Origin of the sequence: Mycobacterium sp. SMC-17, assembly GCF_045310915.1 — a bacterium.
Classification (GTDB): domain Bacteria; phylum Actinomycetota; class Actinomycetes; order Mycobacteriales; family Mycobacteriaceae; genus Mycobacterium.
Genome location: NZ_JBJIAK010000021.1, coordinates 46,056 through 64,227 on the forward strand (window position 1 = coordinate 46,056; position 18,172 = coordinate 64,227).

Genomic DNA, 18,172 nt, shown 5'->3' on the forward strand with positions numbered 1-18,172 from the left:
CCGCCAGCCCTGGCACTGGGCGGGTGATTCAACCGATCGGCCAGCCCTGGCACTGGGCGCGAATAGGCAACCGCGAGATGGTCGGCCCCGGCACGGGGCGCGTCGAATCCTCATTCTCTCTGCGCTGTTCGCGCTGAATCATGCTGCGCGGCAGCCTATTTGCCCAGGAGGCAACAATGGTCGATCAAGTAGTTCAGACCTTTCATGACCAGGTTCTCAAGGCGAGTCACCCCGACGGCGCGGCAACGGCTTCGCGGCTGATCTTGGCGCACCTGCACAACGACGGCGACGCAGTCGCTTCGACGCTGAAGCAGATCGAGGACAACGAGTTCCCCGAGTGGCTGACCGTCGAGGCGATGCTGGCGGCGGTGGCGGTCGCGGCGCACAACCTGATCGTCGCTCGCGGCGGGCGTGACGAGGCGGCGGCGGAAGTCACTGCGTGGCTGGATCGTTCGCACGAGACCGAAGGAGCGGCGCTGTGAACGTGGCCGAAATGGTCGCCCGGAATCAGCGGCATCTCGACACCGTGGACCGCTTGATCGAACAGCGGAGCGGCATCACCGACACGGCGAAACTGGAGGGCCGCGAGTACCTGACGCCGGCCGAAACTCAACGGTTCAGCGACCTGACCAGTCAGATCGACGCCGAACTCAAGCTGGTCAAGGACACCACCGACGAGATCGACCGATCAGGCGCGCTGTCGAAGGGCGGTTCTGCTGTCCGTCGTGCACACGCCAAGGGACACAAGGGTGGGACGTGGGCATCGCGGGCCGCCGCGGCGCTCGGCACCGGGGAGTCCCGCGGAATCGCCAGCGGCAGTGTGGATGTGCCTACCTTGGTGGAAGCCGAGGTAGCGGCGATGGATCGGCCTGCCCGGCTGATCGACCTGCTGACCAGCCGAAAGAACCTCCAAGGCAACGCCTTCGAGTACTACCGGCAGTCGGTCCGCACGAACAACGCCGCCCCGGTGGCTGACAACGCAGTCAAGCCCACCAGCACGTTCACGGTCGACCCGATCGAGGACCGCTGCCGCGTCATCGCCCACCTGTCGGAGCCCGTGCCGATCCGCCTGTTCGCGGATCACCACGACCTCGAGCAGTGGCTGGACGACGAAATGGCCGAGGGCGTACTCGATGCCATCGAGCGCGAAGTCATCAGCGGCGACGGCACTGGCGAGCACATGACGGGCCTGCTGCACGTCGCCGGCACCACGGCGGTCGCGTTCGACACCGACATGCCGACGACGCTGCGGTCGGCCGTCACGGCGATGCAGCTCAAGGGCGTCACCCCGACCGGTTGGGTGCTGCACCCTAACGACGCGGAGCGCATCGACTTGCTGCGCTTCCCGTGGGGCGGTGCAGCCGAAGCCGACGCCGGGTTCCTGCTCGACGGCTACCAGAACACCAACGCGGGCAGCGCCAACGTGTTCGGGCCCACGTCGCCGCGTGTGGTGTCGGCGTCGGTACCGGAAGGCACTGCCGTGCTGGGTGATTGGGCACAGCTGCGGCTGTACGTCCGCGAGGATGTGCGGCTCGACATCGACGCTGGTGGCGTGCTGTTCACCAAGAACCAGGCAATCGTCCGCGCTGAGGCGCGTGTCGGCGTCGGTGTGCTCAAGCCTGCATCGTTCGCCGTCATCGACCTCACCCCGTAACGGTGGACGACTGGGAGGGGTTCGTGACGGTCGAGGAAGCGGCGCAACGAATGTCGCTGACCGAGGATCGGGTGCGGCAGCTCGCGCGGCAACGTGTGTGGCGGTCGCGCACCTGGTGCGGCGTGTTGTTCGTTGAGCCCGCCGTCACGAACTACTCCTGACAGACCGGCACCCCGGCGGCCCGTCTTCCCGCTGGCGCGGTGCCGAACCGGTGGCCGTGGTGCGCCTGTCCCTGTTGGGGCGCGCCACGGCCACCGGCCCATACCCCCCCATGCCCCGGGGCAGCGTTCCGATCGACAACAACAACGGCACATCGCAATCGTTGGAGGCCAACACCATGACGGCACGCAACACTGGCTTCGACCGAGGCCAGCACCACTACAAGGACCTCAAGCGCCAGTACCGCCAGGAGTGCCGCGAGCGCAATGACGAGTGCTGGCTGTGCTTCCGGCGCATCGACTACAGCCTGGAGTACCCGCACCCCGAGTCGTTCAGCGTCGACCATGCCGAGACCGTGACGGCACATCCCGAGCTGGCCGACGACATCCACAACTTCCGTCCGTCACACCTGGTGTGTAACCAGATGCGCGGTGATGAGGAACCACACCTCGATATCGGTGAGCCGTCCGAAGTCTGGTGATCCCGCACCACCCGGCCCAACCCCCGCGGCCGGGCTCCCACGGCCCCATTGGCGGGGGGTACCGGCAAAGTCGGCCGGCATGAGGGACCGCCCCTGCCGACCGGTAGGGGTCTTACCCCCCCGGCAAAAGGTCAGAAAAACGGATGGCAGCACGCACTGCCGCGCAACGCTTTCCAGACGGGTCGGTCGACACACCGAATCGCCTGGTCAGCAACACATTCCGTGGGCTTCACCGAACGACCGGTGCGCCAACGAATTCTGTTCACTTTTCGTGCCGTCACCGGTTGTCCGTTCGGTTGATCGGTTCGATATGCGAATGCGGCACGAGAGTCACACCCCGGCGCTACGGTGAGGGCGTGGGGGCGACGGGCTTGGAGGTGCGACTGCACCAGGGGCGCGAGCGTGCCGAGGTATCGACATTCACTCGGACGCTCGACCAAATTGTGTTGTCGCTGCGGGAAGTGGACCAGGTGTATCTGCTCCGCGGCACCCGTGCGACTTGGGTCCTGGACCATCTTGAGCACCGAAGCGATGATCTGGTCGTTCGCTTGAAGCCGCGCAACGTTCCGTCGCGGCGTGACGTATCCGACATGATGGTGCCGGTCAAGGCGCTGGTGGACGGTGCGGAGGTGTTGCAGGAGCGCCCAGCGGTTCCGGAGTTGTTCGCGACGAAGACGGTCACGCGGTTGGCTCAGCTGGCCACGCCGACTGTTGGCGTCGCGGGCGTTTCGTTGGCCGAGTACAACGGCAGCACGGGCGACCTCGTGGAGCTGGACAACGCGGTGAAAGACAATGCGGCCGCTGCGGTGAAGCCTGTTCACTATTCCTACGGATCGGTGACGGGCACCCTTTCGGCGCTGAGGCACGTGCAGCGGCGCGGCGGCGGGGTATACGTGACGCTGCGCGATGACATACAGCGCCAAGCCATTACGGGATTCGTCGGGGAGTCGCAAACTGAGCAGTTACGCCTGCTCTGGCGCCATCGTGTGCTGCTGGGCGGGATCATCAAGCGCAACTCCAACGGCCAGCCCATCCACATTGACGTCGACCGTATCGAGCAGATGCCCGAAGACAACGCCGGTCGGCCATCGACTGACGAGCTGCTCGGCATAGCCGCCGGCTGGCTGGGCGACATGTCGGTAGACGAGTTCATCGAGCAGCTGCGCGATGGCTAAGCGCAAGGGCGAATCACCGCCGCTGATCTACGTGGACACCTGCGTGTATTTGGACCTGCTGACTCAGGAGCCCCTGCCGCACCCGAGGACGAGCGACCCTCGGTGGAAGGCAGCAAAGGAGCTCCTGGACGCCGTGAATGACGGTCGGGTGACATTGGGTACCTCAGCCCTGGTCGACGCCGAGGTGGGCCGATTCGCGGCTCAACGCGACGATGGCGAGACGTTTCTCAAGAAGGTGCGCGGTTGGTTTGACGCACGCGATTGCAAGTACACCGACGTAGACAGGGTGCTTGCCCGCGACGCCGCTCGGCTGGCAAAGGAGTGGCGAGACTATGCCGAGGCCCGCAAGAAGATGAAAGGCGCAGACGCCATGCACCTGGCGGCTGCGATTCGCCTCGGCTGCGATTACCTGATGACCGGTGACGGCGGTTTCCCTGTTGGGCAAACGGTTGAAGGTGTGAAAGTCAGTTACACCGAGGTGGTTTGGCAGCAGACCATATTCGAACTCGCGGAATTCGATCATTCTTGAGTCAGTCGGTGTGCTGACTACATCACAGCGGACGAAATTCGCTCCCCGCGGGTGGGGAAAATTTCCGTCCGTGAATAACACTCCCCACCGAGGATGAATAGCCTTGTGCCACATTGTTTTTGGCCACTATTGGAGCTAGCTTCACCACCATGACGACCGACTACACGCCGCCAGATGACCCGGCTGACCCTGCTGCAGCCGCGCTGACCCACCTGATCCTGGAGCCCGAAACTACCGGCATCGCAACGTCTCGCGTGGAGTTGCAACAGCTGGCCGCGCTGCTCGACGCAGCGGATGCGTTCGCCGGTTTGCGCTGGTGCGACGCCATGGACGCCGCGGGCATCGTCGCGTACAACGTGGCAGACGGCCGTCCCGCCGGGCAGCTGGCGGACCTTGCGGCCACGGTGCGAGCGGGCGGCACAGGGTGGTCCGACCCCGCTCGGGTGGCCCGGCTGTTCACCATCGCCGCGGAGTGCGCCAGCAGGCTGTGACGGGGTGCAGCGCCGTGGCGGACCCTGCTCGACATAGGTCCCGATCCCGCCGCGGCCTCACCGACCCGTTTGGCTGCACCGCCCGTCACGTTACCCCGCGGGCCGGTGCGGGCGTGTCAGCCTGCGGTATCTTCGCTGGTCAGACCGTCGCCTGAGTCGTTGGCTAGAAGTGTCATCATGCCAGTTGGTGTCACCACCTACTCAAAACATTCCACGGCTGGACCGACCACCAATACCCCGACGGCACCGTCGTCTGGGTGGCCCCCACCGGGCACACCTACATCACCAAACCCGAAGGCGCCCACTGGTATCCCCAACTGGCCACACCCACCGGCACACCCGAGATCAGCGAGGAACCGCCACGAACCCCTGGCCGCGGTCACTGCATGCCCAAACGCAAACGCACCCGCGCCCAAGAACGCCAACAACTCGTCAACCAAGCACGCATGCTCAACGAAGAAACCATCGCAGCCGAGGAATGGCGCCGCTGCCGCGAACTCGAAATGGCCCTCGCGGCAGAAGCCTGGGATGAACCCGCACCGTTCTAGACGGCCATCGCGGCATACCCCTCGGCGAGTGCTCGTAGCTGCGCCGCACCATCGCCGGCGTAGGACGAACCGTGCATGAGGGCAAGCGTCGACGGGTTCAACACGGCGAGCTGCTCGAGCGTCGGAGCGAGGTTCGTCGTCAGTCCGGTGGCGTGGAAGATGGCTTCCGCCTCGAGCGCTGGAGCCACGCAATCGGATTCGGTCAGCGGTGGGCAGTGTCCGGTGTGGGTGAAGAGGTCACCGGCGAGCAGGGTGGAGGTCGTTTCGTCGAACCACAGCCCGGCCTCCCAATTATGCGGAACATGCGGTGTGGCAATGAATCTGAGTCGGTGGCCGCCGATGTCCAGCGCCGTGTCGGGGGCGGGGACGGGAGGCCGGTCGCACATGTCGACCAATGACAGCATCAGTGCCAGCCCGCCGTGCACGACCTCGGCATGCGGCGCCGCGGCCAGCATGAGGTTCATCGCGCCGCACTCGTCGGCTTCGAGGTGGCCGAACGAGATCCAGCGCAGCTTATGCAGTGGCATGACTCGGCTGATGGCATCAGACACGAGTGGGAAAAGTTGTCGTTGGCCGCAATGGAAGAGAAAGGGCTCGTCGCCGGTAAGCAGGAATTGGTTGAACGTGAAGCCGTTCTCGGTGATGTCCGGAATCCAGGTGGAGAGCCGATAGATGTCAGGCGCAATCTCATCGACTGCCGTGTGCGGGTCGGCATTCATCTCACCATGGTGCGCCCGGAGTGAGGGCTGCGGCAGTGCATTCGGCGAAGCGCCCGGCGGCCGGCCGGTCGATCTGCGCGAAATTGACTGCGATGCCGTTTATCTCGGAGCCGGAGTGTTGGGGAAAGGCCGAAAGCGGCGAGACGAGCAGGCCATCGGCGCGGAGCAGTTCGGCAACGTCGCGATCGGGGCGGCCATCGGGCAGCAGGATGGCGACATGCAGGCCGGCCTGAACGCCGAGAACTTCGAGGTCGGGGCAGCGTGCCTCGAGTTCGGTGATGAGAATGTCTCGGCGGCAACGGTATTCGCGGCTTGCTCGCGCCAGGTGCCGCTGGAGCTCGCCGCCGCTGATCAAGGCGGTGAGGGCGATGCGCGCGATGGTGGCGACCGCGAGGCGGTGCTCGCGAAGGTAGGTCTGGACCGCGTCGTGCAGGGGCAGTGGCGGCACCAACCAGGCGGCGCCCAGGCTCGGCGCCAGCATCTTGGACGCGGTGCCGACGTAGGCGACGTGTTCTCCGGCGCCGGGAATCGACCGGATTGCCGGCAGCGGTGCGACGCCGTAGCGGAACTCACCGTCGTAGTCGTCTTCGATGATGATCGACCCGGTGCGCTTGGCCCACGCCACGAGCGCGGCCCGCCTGTTCACCGAGAGCCGGTGTCCGAGCGGGTACTGGTGAGCGGGTGTGGTGTAGACGATGCCGGCCTCGTCGCCGAGGCTGTCGACGCAGAGCCCGTCGTGGTCGACGGGGACGAAAACCAGATCCAAGCCGGCGCGGCTGAATTCGTCAGCGGCGGCGGGATAGCAGGGTGACTCGAGATAACAGCGGGTGAGGCCGCTGACCGCCGCCAGTGCCTGAAATGCCGCGGTCGAACCGGGAACGTCGAAAACCGTGTCGGTGTCGACACCCCGATTGGTGCGCAGGTGGTGCGACATGGCGGCGGTGAAGGAATCGTCGGTGTCCTGCCACGGCGAGAGCGTCGTCGGCCGGGACGACGCCGCGGCCCGCCACGCGCGGGTCCATGCCCGCATGTCGATGAGCCCGGTGTCGGGGGTACCGGGGCGCAGATCGACGGCGTCGACGTGGGGCGCCGTAGTTTGGGACGGCCGCACCACGGAGTCGTCCAGGCGCGGTGCGCGGCTGGATAGCCCGGCGCGGGCGGCTGCGGTGGCTCCGACGGTTGTCCGGGTTCCAGCACCGGGCACACCCTCGAGAAATCCGGCGGCCACCAGTTCGTCGTAGGCGGCCGCGACCATCGTTCGCGAGGCGCCGACCTCATGCGCGAGGGCGCGGGTCGACGGCAGCCAGTCGCCGTCGCCGACCTGTCCGGCGGCGATCAGCGCCACCAACTGACTCGCGATCGCCCTGGCGCTGAGATCGGTGGTGTCGAGGGGCAGATGGACCGCCCGTGTGTGCCGCGCCACCCAGTCAGAATACTGGCCTGCCAGAACTGGGTATTTCTGGCTGTTCCAACCAGGCCGCAATGATGATGGTGTGGACTCATGGAAAAGGTCACCCGCAAGTACGGTCGTCAGTCCACGGCGCGCGCCGCTCTCGAGGAGTTCCTCGATGGGCAGTGGTGGGGCGTGCTCAGCGTCGGCGATGTGGCCCGCTCGAACGGCAAGGTTCGCCCCCTTGCGGTGCCCACGCTGTACGTCCGTCACGAGGATCGGATTCTCATCCACGGTTCGACCGGTGCGGGCACGCTGGGCGTCAACGGCGCAGGGAAGCAGGTTGCCTTCTGTGTGACGGCCATGGATGCACTTGTGGTGGCGCACAGCACTTTTGACTCCTCGGTGCACTACCGCTCCGCGGTGCTGTACGGCGAGGTGGAACCCGCTCGTCGGGAGGATCGGGCGGCCCTGCTCGAGCGCTTCAGTGAGCTGCTGATCCCGGGCCGCACCGCTGAGGTGCGCGCGATGCTGCCGAAGGAGATCGCGGCGACCAACGTCATCTCCCTGCCGATCGTCGACGGCGACTGGGTGTACAAGGTCAACGGCGGCCCGCTGGCTGAGCCCGACGAGGAAACCGACGCGTGGGCGGGCATCGTGCCGTTCTCCGTCACGTACGGAGAGCCCCGGCGGGCGGAGTGGTCGACGGCCGAATTGCCGGATTCGGTGCGGGCGATGGTCGCCGCTGGAGGCGCCTGACCAGCGTCGACGGCCCCCGGTAGACATTTTTGGGGAATCGGGAATAGATCGCGAACTGCCCAGGTTGGACTCACCGACAACAAGTTGAGTGCAACAGACTCAAGTTCGGCTTGACAGACGGCCCCGTCCGATAGCAAGCTTGAGCGCAGTTCGCTCAGATCACCCAACAACGTCTATCAGGAGGCATCACTATGGCTCGTGCGGTCGGTATCGACCTCGGGACCACCAACTCTTGCGTCGCGGTGCTGGAGGGCGGCGACCCCGTCGTCGTTGCAAACTCTGAGGGCTCCCGGACCACCCCGTCGGTCGTCGCGTTCGCGCGTAACGGCGAGGTGCTGGTCGGCCAGCCCGCCAAGAACCAGGCCGTGACCAACGTCGACCGGACCGTCCGTTCGGTGAAGCGCCACATCGGCACCGACTGGACCATCGACATCGACGGCAAGAAGTACACCTCGCAGGAGATCAGCGCGCGCACGCTGCAGAAGCTGAAGCGCGACGCGGAGGCGTACCTCGGTGAGGACATCACCGACGCCGTCATCACCGTCCCGGCGTACTTCAACGACGCTCAGCGTCAGGCCACCAAGGAAGCCGGCCAGATCGCCGGCCTGAACGTGCTCCGCATCGTCAACGAGCCGACCGCGGCCGCCCTGGCCTACGGCCTCGACAAGGGCGAGAAGGAACAGACCATCCTGGTCTTCGACCTCGGTGGTGGCACCTTCGACGTCTCGCTGCTGGAAATCGGCGAGGGCGTCGTCGAGGTCAAGGCGACCTCCGGTGACAACCACCTCGGTGGTGACGACTGGGACCAGCGCATCGTCGACTGGCTCGTGGAGAAGTTCAAGGGCACCAGCGGCATCGACCTGACCAAGGACAAGATGGCCATGCAGCGTCTGCGTGAGGCTGCCGAGAAGGCCAAGATCGAACTGAGCTCGAGCCAGAGCACCTCGATCAACCTGCCGTACATCACGGTCGACGCCGACAAGAACCCGCTGTTCCTCGACGAGCAGCTGACCCGCTCGGAGTTCCAGCGCATCACCCAGGATCTGCTGGACCGCACCCGTAAGCCGTTCCAGCAGGTCATCAAGGACGCCGGCATCTCGGTCTCCGACATCGACCACGTGGTCCTCGTCGGTGGCTCGACCCGTATGCCCGCCGTCACCGAGCTGGTCAAGGAACTGACCGGTGGCAAGGAGCCCAACAAGGGCGTCAACCCGGACGAGGTCGTCGCCGTCGGCGCCGCGCTGCAGGCCGGTGTGCTCAAGGGTGAGGTGAAGGACGTTCTGCTGCTTGACGTCACCCCGCTGTCCCTCGGTATCGAGACCAAGGGTGGCGTGATGACCAAGCTGATCGAGCGCAACACCACCATCCCGACCAAGCGGTCCGAGACCTTCACCACGGCCGACGACAACCAGCCGTCGGTGCAGATTCAGGTCTTCCAGGGCGAGCGTGAGATCGCCGCGCACAACAAGCTGCTCGGCAGCTTCGAGCTGACCGGCATCCCGCCGGCCCCGCGCGGTGTGCCGCAGATCGAGGTCACCTTCGACATCGACGTCAACGGCATCGTGCACGTGACCGCCAAGGACAAGGGCACGGGCAAGGAGAACACGATCAAGATCCAGGAAGGCTCCGGCCTGTCCCAGGAGGAGATCGACCGGATGATCAAGGACGCCGAGGCGCACGCCGAAGAGGACAAGAAGCGTCGCGAAGAGGCCGACGTCCGCAACCAGGCCGAGTCGCTCGTCTACCAGACGGAGAAGTTCGTCAAGGACCAGCGTGAAGCCGAGGGCGGCTCGAAGGTCCCCGAGGAGACGCTGACCAAGGTCGACGGTGCCATCGCCGAGGCCAAGACGGCGCTCGCCGGCACCGACATCGCCGCCATCAAGACGGCCATGGAGAAGCTGGGCGTCGAGAGCCAGGCCCTGGGCCAGGCGATCTACGAGGCCACTCAGGCCGAGCAGGCCGCCGGCGCCGGTGCGGGTGCTCCGGGTGGCGCCGCCGCAGATGACAACGTCGTGGACGCCGAGGTTGTCGAGGACGATCAGGAGAACAAGTGAGCCAGGACGATTCGCACGAGCCGGTGACCATCACCGACAAGCGGTGCATCGATCCGGAAACCGGCGAACCGCGTGAGGGCGCTCCGGCGTCGGCCCCTGAGGGGTCGGCGCCGGGCTCCCCGGCCACTGGTCAAGGTGGCGAGGCCGCGGAGGCTCCGGTGACCGACGAAGCCGCCGAGCTGAAAGCAGACCTGCAGCGGCTGAAGGCCGAGTACGACAACTACCGCAAGCGGTCGGTCCGTCAGGAGCAGGCCGCGGCCGAACGGGCCAAAGCGGTTGTCGTGCACCAGTTCTTGCCGGTGCTCGACGACCTCGAGCGGGCCCGCGCCCACGGCGATCTGGAGTCCGGACCGCTGAAGTCGGTGGCGGACAAGCTTTCCGGTGCGCTGGAGGGCCTAGGGCTGACGTCGTTCGGCGCCGAGGGCGACGCGTTCGACCCGTCGCTGCACGAGGCCGTTCAGCACGAGGGCGACGGCTCCAACCCGGTGTTGGGCACCGTCATGCGTCGCGGCTACAAGCTCGGTGAGCAGGTGCTGCGGCACGCGTTGGTCGGTGTCGTCGACGCCGAACCCGCAGCTGATGCGCCCGACACGCCCGCCAATACCGACGCTGCGACCGAACAGAAATCAGAATCAAACGAGTAACCGAGCGACGCTGAGGAGGTGACGCGACATGGCTCAACGTGAATGGGTCGAGAAGGACTTCTACAAGGAACTCGGCGTCACCTCTGACGCCACCAAGGATGAGATCAAGCGCGCCGCGCGCAAGGTGCTGGCCGACAACCATCCGGACCGCAATCCGAACAACCCCGCGGCCGAGGAACGCTACAAAGCGGCGACCGAGGCCAAGGAGATCCTGACCGACGACACCAAGCGTGCCGAATACGACGAAACCCGGCGGCTTTTCGCCAACGGTGGATTCGGCCGCCGGTTCAGCGGCGGCGGAGGCGGCTTCGGAGGTTTCAGCGGCGACGCGTCGGAGTTCAACCTGGGCGACCTGTTCGACCAGGCGGGGCAGACCGGCGGCGCCAACATCGGTGACCTGTTCGGCGGCCTGTTCGGCCGGGGCGCGCAGCAGCCGCGCCCCAGCCGTCCGCGCCGCGGCAACGACCTGGAAACCGAAACCGAGCTGAGCTTCCTGGAAGCGACCAAGGGCGTGGCCATGCCGCTGCGCCTGACCAGCCCGGCACCCTGCACCAACTGCCACGGCAGTGGCGCGCGCCCGGGCACCAGCCCGAAGGTGTGCCCCAACTGCAACGGCGCCGGCGTCATCAACCGCAACCAGGGTGCGTTCGGCTTCTCGGAGCCGTGCACCGAATGCCGCGGCACGGGCTCGATCATCGAGCACCCGTGTGACGAGTGCAAAGGCACCGGCGTCTCCACCCGGACGCGCACCATCAACGTGCGCATCCCTCCGGGTGTCACCGACGGTCAGCGCATCCGGCTGGCCGGGCAGGGCGAAGCGGGTCTACGCGGGGCGCCCTCGGGCGACCTGTATGTCACCGTGCACGTCCGGCCCGACAAGGTGTTCGGCCGTGACGGCGACGATCTCACCGTCACCGTTCCGGTGAGCTTCCATGAATTGGCATTGGGGACAACGCTTTCCGTGCCGACGCTGGAAGGCAAGGTTGGCGTCAGGGTGCCCAAGGGCACGTCCGACGGCCGCATCCTGCGCGTGCGTGGGCGCGGTGTGCCCAAGCGCGGCAGCGACGGCGGTCATGGCGACCTGCTGGTCACCGTCAAGGTGGCTGTGCCGCCGAACCTCGAGGGTGAAGCGGCGGAGGCGCTTGAGGCGTACGCAAAAGCAGAGCGGGCCAGTGGATTTGATCCGCGGGCCGGTTGGGCGGGGTCGCTATGAGTGCCCGGCGTAAGACAGAGGAAGCGCGGACCTTCCTGATTTCGGTGGCCGCCGAGCTGGCCGGTATGCACGCACAGACGTTGCGGACATACGACCGGCTCGGCCTGGTCAGCCCCCAACGCACCTCGGGCGGCGGTCGGCGCTATTCGCAGCACGACGTCGACCTGCTGCGCGAGGTGCAGCGCCTGTCCCAGGACGAGGGCGTCAACCTGGCCGGCATCAAGCGCATCATCGAGCTGACGAATCAGGTCGAGGCGTTGCAGGCCCGGCTCGCCGAGGTGACCGCCGAACTCGAACGCGTCCGCAAGCCCAGCACGGCGTTGGTGCTGTGGGAACCGCGGCGGCGGGGGAATTCGCAGCGGAGCTGAACCCCAGCGGTTCAACGGGTTTGGCGGTCCACCTCGTCAGGTGTGTAGAAGAACTCGCGGTCGTCGTCACGGTCGTCGAACATGCCGGCTTGTTCCAAGAGTTGGAAAAACACTCGATAGAGCCGACGGTAGATCACGAGTTCTTGATCGATAAGCGCTGCCACCCAGGGGTTGTGCTCGGGTGTGGCAGCCAGCCCGCCGACGCAATCGAATTGCACCCGAAGAGGAATCTGGTCGCGGTGGGTTGTGAAAATTTCGCCAGCGGCAAGCAATACCCCGTAGAACGGGTCGTTCGACAGCGGTGGGATAGGGCCAAAATCGACGTCCAAGAACGCAAATGTGGCGCGTCTGATGCAGTCGGCAGACGCGATGGTGACGCGGCTCAGGTCCTTGTTGTCAGCCGCGGCGACGACGTCGACAGTTACGTTGAACCAGGACCGCTGCCGCCGCCAATGACCGAGAATGCGCTGGACCCATTCTCCGATCTCTGGCGCACCGCGCTCGAACAGCTTTAGGGCGTGCCGGTCGATCGACTCGATCGTGCTGTCTGCCTCGACGTTCAGCACCCACGGTTCACGTAGATGAGCTATTCGACCGACTACCTCACGGCTGGCAGCGCCGACCGCAGCTGCTCGGCTGACATCGTCGTCGCTGGCGATGGCCGACAGCAATTGCGTGTCCATGTGCTGATACAGCTCAGGGAAGACTTCGAACGGCCGGACGGCAGTCCGCTCCCATCCCTCACTGTGGTCGTTCACGCTTGAACACTGCCAAGAACAGGATTCGTGGCGTCCTGACAGATCGACGAAACATGTTGCCAGTAAATCCAATCCGACATGGCCTCGCGCTGCGCGGCCACATGCGGTGCGGTGTACGCCTTATACAGCTCGATGCTTTGCATATGGTCGGCGTAAGCGATGAGCTTGATCAGATGGTCGATCGGACCGTTGGTGCCAGTGGTGCGCAGTAGTGGCTTGATGGTCTCGACCCAGAGCTTCATCGTCTGTTTGGCGTCGGGTGGGGCATCCTGCACCGGGCGAGGCGGCAGCGCCTCGTACAGCGTGACGTCAGACCATTCCTCCAGTCGCGCAGCGGCTTCGGGCGCGATCACTTGCAGCCGGGACCGACCCTGCATGGTGCCATCGGCGGGGATGTCGTCAGGCGCCAGCTCTTCGGCATGCATGCTCGACTTGTATGGCTTGACCTCTTCTGGCGTGCCGATGATCGCGCGTAGCGTCTTGCCGTGGAACTGTGCCCACCCTTGCAGCGCCAGGAATGGGACATTCACCCACCGGCCGCGTTCAGCCGGTGGGATTGCCTCGTCTGCGCTGACCAGCGTCACCTGACCCGGCAGTTTCACGCCATCTGGGATGTAGCCGATGCCGTACGAATTGGCCGCGAGAATTTGGCCCTCGGACGTGACCCCAACCGCCCACGTGAACTGATAACTCGCCGCCGGAATAGACGGCGGCGCATGCAATGCCGCGGAAATGCGCCGCGCGATCTCGATGTCTGCGTCGGTGTTTCCTGCTGACTTCCGTTGCAGAAGACCGGCTTTGGCTGCTGCTGCCATGGCGTCGCGCTCTGCGCGCGCCGGGCTGACGGGGATCGGCGCGGCTGCGGCAGCAGCCTGCTGGTTGCTTGTGCCGGCTGCGGCGACACCTGGACCTGCAGGCGCCGTTGGCCCGGGTTGCGCCACTGGTGCTGCCGGCGAAGGTGTCGGCGCTGGGCCTAGCGGCGCTGCGGGCGCAGCCGGCGTTGCAGCAGCTGGGCCACCGACGGGACCGCCACCGCCTGCCGCCGACGCGGCACCGACAGGAGCCGCGCTCGTTCCGGATGTGCCGCCGGCCGCACCAGTTGGTGTTGCCGGAGGCGGCGTCGTGGGTTGCTGCGTCGCTGGCTGGGCTGCGGCCAGTGGCTGCTGTGCATTCGCCGCGCTGTTCTGCAGACCTTGGCCGAACTGTTGCAACCCCTGCTGCAGAGGGTTGTTCGGTTGGCCGGTCGGGGTCTGCGCCCCGGTGGGCTGCCCGCTGGGGTTGCCTGACTGGGGTGTGCCGGAGCCACCGCCGGTTCCGAGGCTACTGGCTGAGCTGGGGCTTCCGCTGCTGGCGCTCGTGGATGGCGAGCCTCCGCCACTTGACGTGGCGGCTGTCGACCTGGGTCCTGATGGCGCTGCCGCGGGAACGCCGCTGGCGGTAGACGGGTTGGGGGCTTGAGCGACTGCCGATGTTCCTCCGGGTTTCGATGGTTGGTCGACTGCGGGGCCTTGTCCGGGTTTCGGTAGTTGTGGCGCCTGTTGCGGTGCTCCCTGAGGGGCTGCTTGAGGGGCTGCCGGCGTTCCTCCGGGTTTCGACGGTTGGTCGACTGCGGGGCCTTGTCCGGGTTTCGGTAGTTGTGGCGCTTGTTGCGGTGCTCCCTGAGGGGCTGCCGGGGTTCCTCCGGGTTTCGACGGTTGGTCGACTGCGGGGCCTTGTCCGGGTTTCGGCGCCGCCGGGGGTGCCGCCGGGGGCGCGGACGGCCCACTACCGGCCGGAGGAACCATGCCTGCGGGCGGCCCGGTTGGTAAGCCGTTGGCTAGCAGTTGGTCCCCACTCAGCTGCGGTTTATACGTTTCCGGAGGTGCGACCCCGTTGGCCGCTGCTGATATGACGCCGACGTTAGCTTTTAAGCATTCGGCCTTCTTGTCGCGCACCTTGGTTTCATAGTCAGGGTCATCTTGGGACAGTTTGGAAATGTAATCGAGCGCTGCTGATACATTTTTAGTAATCGTCGTTTTCGCGCTTATGGTGGTCTGTGATAGGTCGTAGTTCCAGTTCGTGGCCGCAGTAAGTTGCTTCTGTAATGCGGTGAAATTCTGGAGCAGAGAGCTGCCCTTGAGGTTGCCGGCGCCGGCTGCGTCGCCCGACCAAATTCCCCCACCGTTCGTGAATGTGTCTTTGTGCTTGCGGTCCCACGGGATAAGTCCTCGATTGACGAGGCTGTTGAGGGCACCGAGGCAATCTTGCGCAACTTGATAAAAGCGGCTTTCGCTTGCGTCGGTCCAGCCCCCAGGGTCCAACATCCCGTCGGCGCCACTCGGCTTTGGAATATCGCCCATTAATTCGCACCCGCAGCCTTGCATGCTGATGTGATTATTGCGGGCGCGCGCAATAAGACCATATACAAATTGAGGTCCGATGACGTGTAAGTGGGCATACCCTGGACGAACGCGCGTCCATACTGCACAGCCAACGTGCCAAAGTCTGCTGCAGTCGGGTTTGAATCCTTCCGCGTGAGTTGTTCATATGTGTCGATGGCGCGTGACAATATGGGCTTTACGGCGTCGTTGGTGGACTTGTCTTGAGGTGACCAACCACTGGCTGGAGTGTTGGAATCGATCTTGAGCCAATCTGCAAATATCGGATTGGAGGTCAATTCGTCTAATGTGCGACCCCATTCCAAGCATTGCAGGTCCGGGGATTTCATGAATATCTCGGGGCTGCTCGGACTACCGATTGGTGCTGTTTGCCCTGGGTTATCCGCTGGCGATACCAGCGGACCGCGAGTCGCCGCCGACCCGGAGCTTATCGCAGTGCAAATTCCGTTAATTACTGACGCGGTAGTTGCGGCGACGGCGTGAGCATTGTTGTCGGCTTGCGTATAGGTCGGAATGTGATCGACGAATATGCGCGTATAAGCGATGTACTGCTGATACAGCTCGCGTAGCACTCTGTGGGGCGTGAGTTTGGCGAGCGGCACAGTTTGATCGGCGGCGGTGCGCATCGCATCTCCGACTGACTTGTATAGGGACTGTATTTCGGGGGTCCACGCGCTTGCAGGAACTGACACGTCCCGCTTCCCCCAGTCGGTCTTTTCTGCATCGCCGACTATGTTGTTCACAGGTAGCCACGGCGCACACGAGGGGTCCTCGGTGATCACCGAGACCGGTCCGGTGTCGTTAGCGCTGGCAATGTCGGGTTTCGATCCTGATGTCGTCGTACCACCGCCGCCGTTATTGGAGCCATTGCCGCCGGCGCACGACACCGCCACCACAGCTGTTACCGCGATAACGGCGATCAGTGCGATCGCACCAAGGATCCACTTCAGTGGGCCCTTTTTCTGCGGAGCGGGCGCGGGACTCGGCCACTGCTGTTGCGGGTTCCATTGCCCCTGCGGACCCGGCCCCGGTTGTCCACCGGGGTACCCCTGCCAGTTTCCGGGCTGCTGTGGGGGCTGAGCGCCCCACGGGCCGGACTGCGGTGGCTGGGTCACAGTTGTTCCTCCACATTGGGTCGGGTCGGTGCCGCGTGGCGCGGTGCAGATGAGGACGGGGGGACGGGAGCAGCGTTTGAACCGTGGATCGGGGCGGCAGCATGCTTGCCCTCGACTGGGGCTTTTGGCTGGTCTTTCTCCGGCTGTGCTTGCGACTTATCTTCGGCCGACTTCTTCTCGTCGTCGCGTTTCTTGTCTTCGGCAGCCTTCTGCTCAGCATCTTCCGGCTTGTCCTTCTCGGACTCGCCCTTCTTGCCGGCCATTTGTCCGATCTGCTGACCTACTTGCTGGGCCATCTGCATCGCCGCTTGCGGGATCGACCCCGCTGCCTGGGCCATCTGCATGGGCATCTGCAGCATTTGACCGCCCATCTGGCCGAGCTGGCTCAGCTGGCTCATTGGATCGCCGCCAGCGCCAGGCGCGCCTGCTGCTGCCGCAGACGCTGCGCCGGCTTTGGCCGAGGTGGCACCGCCTCCGGCCGATCCGCCTCCGCTGCTTCCCCCTGGCACGCCACCGGCGCCGCCGCCCGATCCTTGGCCTGCCGGATCGTCGAGCTTTTGCTTCAGCACCTCAGCAGCAGCTTGTTGATCGGTCGTGGTGTAGGTAGACGCCGCATCCTTGATGTTGGCAGCGTAGGCAGCGGTCTCTGTTTTCAGCTTGGGCAAGCCAGTCGTTATTGGATCTGCAAACTTTGGGGCGTTGGTCGCCGCCGCAGAACTCAATTTGTCTGTGGCTGGCGGAACGTAAAACGCGGGCGCAGCAGGCACTGCATCCGACGCTGCCTGAAACGTCTGGCCGGCAGCGGCGAGTTGGGCAGTATCAACCTTCAACGTGGGCGTCATTTGATGCCCGCCCCGTGGCGCGCTGCCCCTAGCGAACGGTGACTACTCGACACCGAATTCCCCTCCCTGCGTCGGTCAGCCGAACTTGCCCTTGAGCTTCCCCTCGGCAGATTCCATCGAATCATGACCGCCCTGGATGGCGCCGATCAGCTTGTTCAAGGCTTCCAGCGCGGCGTCGGCCTTCTCGCCCCACGAGCGCTCAGCGTTTTGCCAACCCTCACGAGCTGTGCCGTGCCAGATGTCGCTGCTGACCATCTGAATCCGAGCGCGCTCCTCGACCAGAATGTCGTTCAACCGCTTGTGCTCATCCTTGAGGTCGCCGACCGTCTGCTCGATCTTCGCAAAGTGCCATTCCTGCTCGGCCATTGATGTCCCCCTACAGATGCATTGCTTGGGTCAGGCCTGCGGCCGCATTAGTGTCCGTCGATTCGTAGGCCGCAACCGCCGACTGCAGCTTCTCGGTAATCCCGTGTTGCTCAGTGCGCAGCGCGGCCATCGCCTTCTGGTAGCTGTTCAGAGCCACGGCGACGGCGTCGCCCGTCTCGCCCTTCAGAGCCTCGCCAAATGAGTCAATTGTGTGCCCGACTGTCTTCTCGTGTGACTCGAGGTGACCGATCGTCTCCTCAAGCTTCGCGACCTGATGCCGCAGCATCTGTGTATCGACCTTGACTACGTCCGCCACGCCGCCCCCCTTCGCACGCACACCCCGGAACGATTTTAGCCCCGGGGGCGTATCGGTCGTCCCAACTAGGATAGTCGGCTGACGTAGGGGGTACCTGCGCCAATTTGTCCCGCAACCGGCAATCCCGGCTAGTCGGTGCCATGTCGTTTTAGCTGGCGCATCCCGCCGCCGATAGGATGGTTGGGCTGTGTTGAGCCGCGGCCGGCCGCGCCG

The 18,172-nt window shown here is 65.1% G+C and carries 21 protein-coding genes; 13 read left to right on the plus strand and 8 right to left on the minus strand.

Annotation, left to right across the window (positions count from 1 at the left end):
- The first annotated feature begins 140 nt into the window (after positions 1-140).
- The 8 genes from ACJH7A_RS15425 to ACJH7A_RS15460 all read left to right on the plus strand — a co-directional run bounded on the left by ACJH7A_RS15425 (position 141) and on the right by ACJH7A_RS15460 (position 5,037).
- Positions 141-482 carry a hypothetical protein gene (locus tag ACJH7A_RS15425; RefSeq protein ID WP_406802272.1) on the plus strand — a complete coding sequence of 114 codons (342 nt, stop codon included), beginning with the start codon at positions 141-143 and terminating at the stop codon, positions 480-482.
- Positions 479-1,654 carry a phage major capsid protein gene (locus ACJH7A_RS15430; protein ID WP_406802273.1) on the plus strand — a complete coding sequence of 392 codons (1,176 nt, stop codon included), beginning with the start codon at positions 479-481 and terminating at the stop codon, positions 1,652-1,654. The genes ACJH7A_RS15425 and ACJH7A_RS15430 overlap by 4 nt, the downstream gene beginning before the upstream one ends.
- A gap of 23 nt (positions 1,655-1,677) precedes the next feature.
- Positions 1,678-1,815 (plus strand): hypothetical protein, encoded by a 138-nt coding sequence (locus tag ACJH7A_RS15435; protein WP_406802274.1) that lies wholly within the window; start codon positions 1,678-1,680, stop codon positions 1,813-1,815.
- Between the two features lie 110 nt (positions 1,816-1,925).
- The gene (locus ACJH7A_RS15440) at positions 1,926-2,294 is read left to right on the plus strand and encodes an HNH endonuclease (protein WP_406802275.1); all 369 of its coding nucleotides are present in this window, start codon (positions 1,926-1,928) and stop codon (positions 2,292-2,294) included.
- A 356-nt stretch (positions 2,295-2,650) separates the two neighbouring features.
- On the plus strand, positions 2,651-3,469 hold the full coding sequence (locus ACJH7A_RS15445) for a hypothetical protein (protein ID WP_406802276.1): 819 nt from the start codon (positions 2,651-2,653) through the stop codon (positions 3,467-3,469).
- Positions 3,462-3,998 carry a type II toxin-antitoxin system VapC family toxin gene (locus tag ACJH7A_RS15450; protein ID WP_406802277.1) on the plus strand — a complete coding sequence of 179 codons (537 nt, stop codon included), beginning with the start codon at positions 3,462-3,464 and terminating at the stop codon, positions 3,996-3,998. The genes ACJH7A_RS15445 and ACJH7A_RS15450 overlap by 8 nt, the downstream gene beginning before the upstream one ends.
- Positions 3,999-4,147: 149 nt before the next feature.
- Positions 4,148-4,489, plus strand: coding sequence for an amino acid aminotransferase (locus ACJH7A_RS15455; RefSeq protein ID WP_406802278.1), 342 nt, complete (start codon positions 4,148-4,150; stop codon positions 4,487-4,489).
- A gap of 257 nt (positions 4,490-4,746) precedes the next feature.
- Positions 4,747-5,037, plus strand: a complete 291-nt coding sequence (locus ACJH7A_RS15460; RefSeq protein ID WP_406802279.1) for a hypothetical protein — start codon at positions 4,747-4,749, stop codon at positions 5,035-5,037.
- Here the strand turns inward: ACJH7A_RS15460 and ACJH7A_RS15465 are convergent.
- On the minus strand, positions 5,034-5,756 hold the full coding sequence (locus ACJH7A_RS15465; RefSeq protein ID WP_064857514.1) for a hypothetical protein: 723 nt from the start codon (positions 5,754-5,756) through the stop codon (positions 5,034-5,036). The two genes, ACJH7A_RS15460 and ACJH7A_RS15465, sit on opposite strands and share 4 nt — an antisense overlap.
- 1 nt (position 5,757) lies before the next feature.
- On the minus strand, positions 5,758-7,179 hold the full coding sequence (locus ACJH7A_RS15470) for a PLP-dependent aminotransferase family protein (protein WP_406802280.1): 1,422 nt from the start codon (positions 7,177-7,179) through the stop codon (positions 5,758-5,760).
- A gap of 78 nt (positions 7,180-7,257) precedes the next feature.
- Between ACJH7A_RS15470 and ACJH7A_RS15475 the strand changes: the two genes are divergently transcribed.
- From ACJH7A_RS15475 to ACJH7A_RS15495, 5 genes are all read left to right on the plus strand, one after another.
- Entirely contained in the window at positions 7,258-7,905 is a 648-nt protein-coding gene (locus tag ACJH7A_RS15475; RefSeq protein ID WP_406802281.1) for a pyridoxamine 5'-phosphate oxidase family protein, read from the plus strand.
- Between the two features lie 191 nt (positions 7,906-8,096).
- Positions 8,097-9,959: a molecular chaperone DnaK gene (gene dnaK, locus ACJH7A_RS15480; protein ID WP_133428481.1), complete on the plus strand. Its 1,863-nt coding sequence runs from the start codon at positions 8,097-8,099 to the stop codon at positions 9,957-9,959.
- A complete protein-coding gene (gene grpE / locus ACJH7A_RS15485; RefSeq protein WP_406802282.1) occupies positions 9,956-10,603 on the plus strand; it encodes a nucleotide exchange factor GrpE in 648 nt (215 codons plus the stop codon). The genes dnaK and grpE overlap by 4 nt, the downstream gene beginning before the upstream one ends.
- A gap of 28 nt (positions 10,604-10,631) precedes the next feature.
- On the plus strand, positions 10,632-11,816 hold the full coding sequence (gene dnaJ / locus ACJH7A_RS15490; protein WP_133428483.1) for a molecular chaperone DnaJ: 1,185 nt from the start codon (positions 10,632-10,634) through the stop codon (positions 11,814-11,816).
- Positions 11,813-12,184 (plus strand): heat shock protein transcriptional repressor HspR, encoded by a 372-nt coding sequence (locus tag ACJH7A_RS15495; protein WP_226520508.1) that lies wholly within the window; start codon positions 11,813-11,815, stop codon positions 12,182-12,184. Before dnaJ ends, ACJH7A_RS15495 begins: the two co-directional genes overlap by 4 nt.
- A gap of 11 nt (positions 12,185-12,195) precedes the next feature.
- Here the strand turns inward: ACJH7A_RS15495 and ACJH7A_RS15500 are convergent, their stop codons facing one another.
- The 6 genes from ACJH7A_RS15500 to ACJH7A_RS15525 form a co-directional block, all read right to left on the minus strand.
- Positions 12,196-12,942 carry a hypothetical protein gene (locus tag ACJH7A_RS15500; RefSeq protein WP_406802283.1) on the minus strand — a complete coding sequence of 249 codons (747 nt, stop codon included), beginning with the start codon at positions 12,940-12,942 and terminating at the stop codon, positions 12,196-12,198.
- Entirely contained in the window at positions 12,939-13,883 is a 945-nt protein-coding gene (locus ACJH7A_RS15505) for a secretion protein EccK (protein ID WP_406802284.1), read from the minus strand. The genes ACJH7A_RS15500 and ACJH7A_RS15505 overlap by 4 nt, the downstream gene beginning before the upstream one ends.
- 1,397 nt (positions 13,884-15,280) lie before the next feature.
- Positions 15,281-16,435 carry a hypothetical protein gene (locus ACJH7A_RS15510; RefSeq protein WP_406802285.1) on the minus strand — a complete coding sequence of 385 codons (1,155 nt, stop codon included), beginning with the start codon at positions 16,433-16,435 and terminating at the stop codon, positions 15,281-15,283.
- Positions 16,432-17,277, minus strand: a complete 846-nt coding sequence (locus tag ACJH7A_RS15515) for a hypothetical protein (RefSeq protein ID WP_406802286.1) — start codon at positions 17,275-17,277, stop codon at positions 16,432-16,434. The genes ACJH7A_RS15510 and ACJH7A_RS15515 overlap by 4 nt, the downstream gene beginning before the upstream one ends.
- A 75-nt stretch (positions 17,278-17,352) precedes the next feature.
- Positions 17,353-17,643 (minus strand): WXG100 family type VII secretion target, encoded by a 291-nt coding sequence (locus ACJH7A_RS15520; protein WP_060999431.1) that lies wholly within the window; start codon positions 17,641-17,643, stop codon positions 17,353-17,355.
- A 10-nt stretch (positions 17,644-17,653) separates the two neighbouring features.
- Positions 17,654-17,959, minus strand: a complete 306-nt coding sequence (locus ACJH7A_RS15525) for a WXG100 family type VII secretion target (protein WP_162563296.1) — start codon at positions 17,957-17,959, stop codon at positions 17,654-17,656.
- Between the last annotated feature and the right edge of the window lie 213 nt (positions 17,960-18,172).

What these genes read in the sequence shown, in the direction of transcription:
- ACJH7A_RS15425 (WP_406802272.1), top strand. Translation starts at nt 141, where the DNA reads ATGCTGCGCGGCAGCCTATTTGCCCAGGAGGCAACAATGGTCGATCAA.
- ACJH7A_RS15440 (WP_406802275.1), top strand. Translation starts at nt 1,926, where the DNA reads ATGCCCCGGGGCAGCGTTCCGATCGACAACAACAACGGCACATCGCAA.
- ACJH7A_RS15450 (WP_406802277.1), top strand. Translation starts at nt 3,462, where the DNA reads ATGGCTAAGCGCAAGGGCGAATCACCGCCGCTGATCTACGTGGACACC.
- ACJH7A_RS15455 (WP_406802278.1), top strand. Translation starts at nt 4,148, where the DNA reads ATGACGACCGACTACACGCCGCCAGATGACCCGGCTGACCCTGCTGCA.
- ACJH7A_RS15465 (WP_064857514.1), bottom strand. Translation starts at nt 5,756, where the DNA reads ATGAATGCCGACCCGCACACGGCAGTCGATGAGATTGCGCCTGACATC.
- ACJH7A_RS15475 (WP_406802281.1), top strand. Translation starts at nt 7,258, where the DNA reads ATGGAAAAGGTCACCCGCAAGTACGGTCGTCAGTCCACGGCGCGCGCC.
- dnaK (WP_133428481.1), top strand. Translation starts at nt 8,097, where the DNA reads ATGGCTCGTGCGGTCGGTATCGACCTCGGGACCACCAACTCTTGCGTC.
- dnaJ (WP_133428483.1), top strand. Translation starts at nt 10,632, where the DNA reads ATGGCTCAACGTGAATGGGTCGAGAAGGACTTCTACAAGGAACTCGGC.
- ACJH7A_RS15495 (WP_226520508.1), top strand. Translation starts at nt 11,813, where the DNA reads ATGAGTGCCCGGCGTAAGACAGAGGAAGCGCGGACCTTCCTGATTTCG.
- ACJH7A_RS15515 (WP_406802286.1), bottom strand. Translation starts at nt 17,277, where the DNA reads ATGACGCCCACGTTGAAGGTTGATACTGCCCAACTCGCCGCTGCCGGC.
- ACJH7A_RS15520 (WP_060999431.1), bottom strand. Translation starts at nt 17,643, where the DNA reads ATGGCCGAGCAGGAATGGCACTTTGCGAAGATCGAGCAGACGGTCGGC.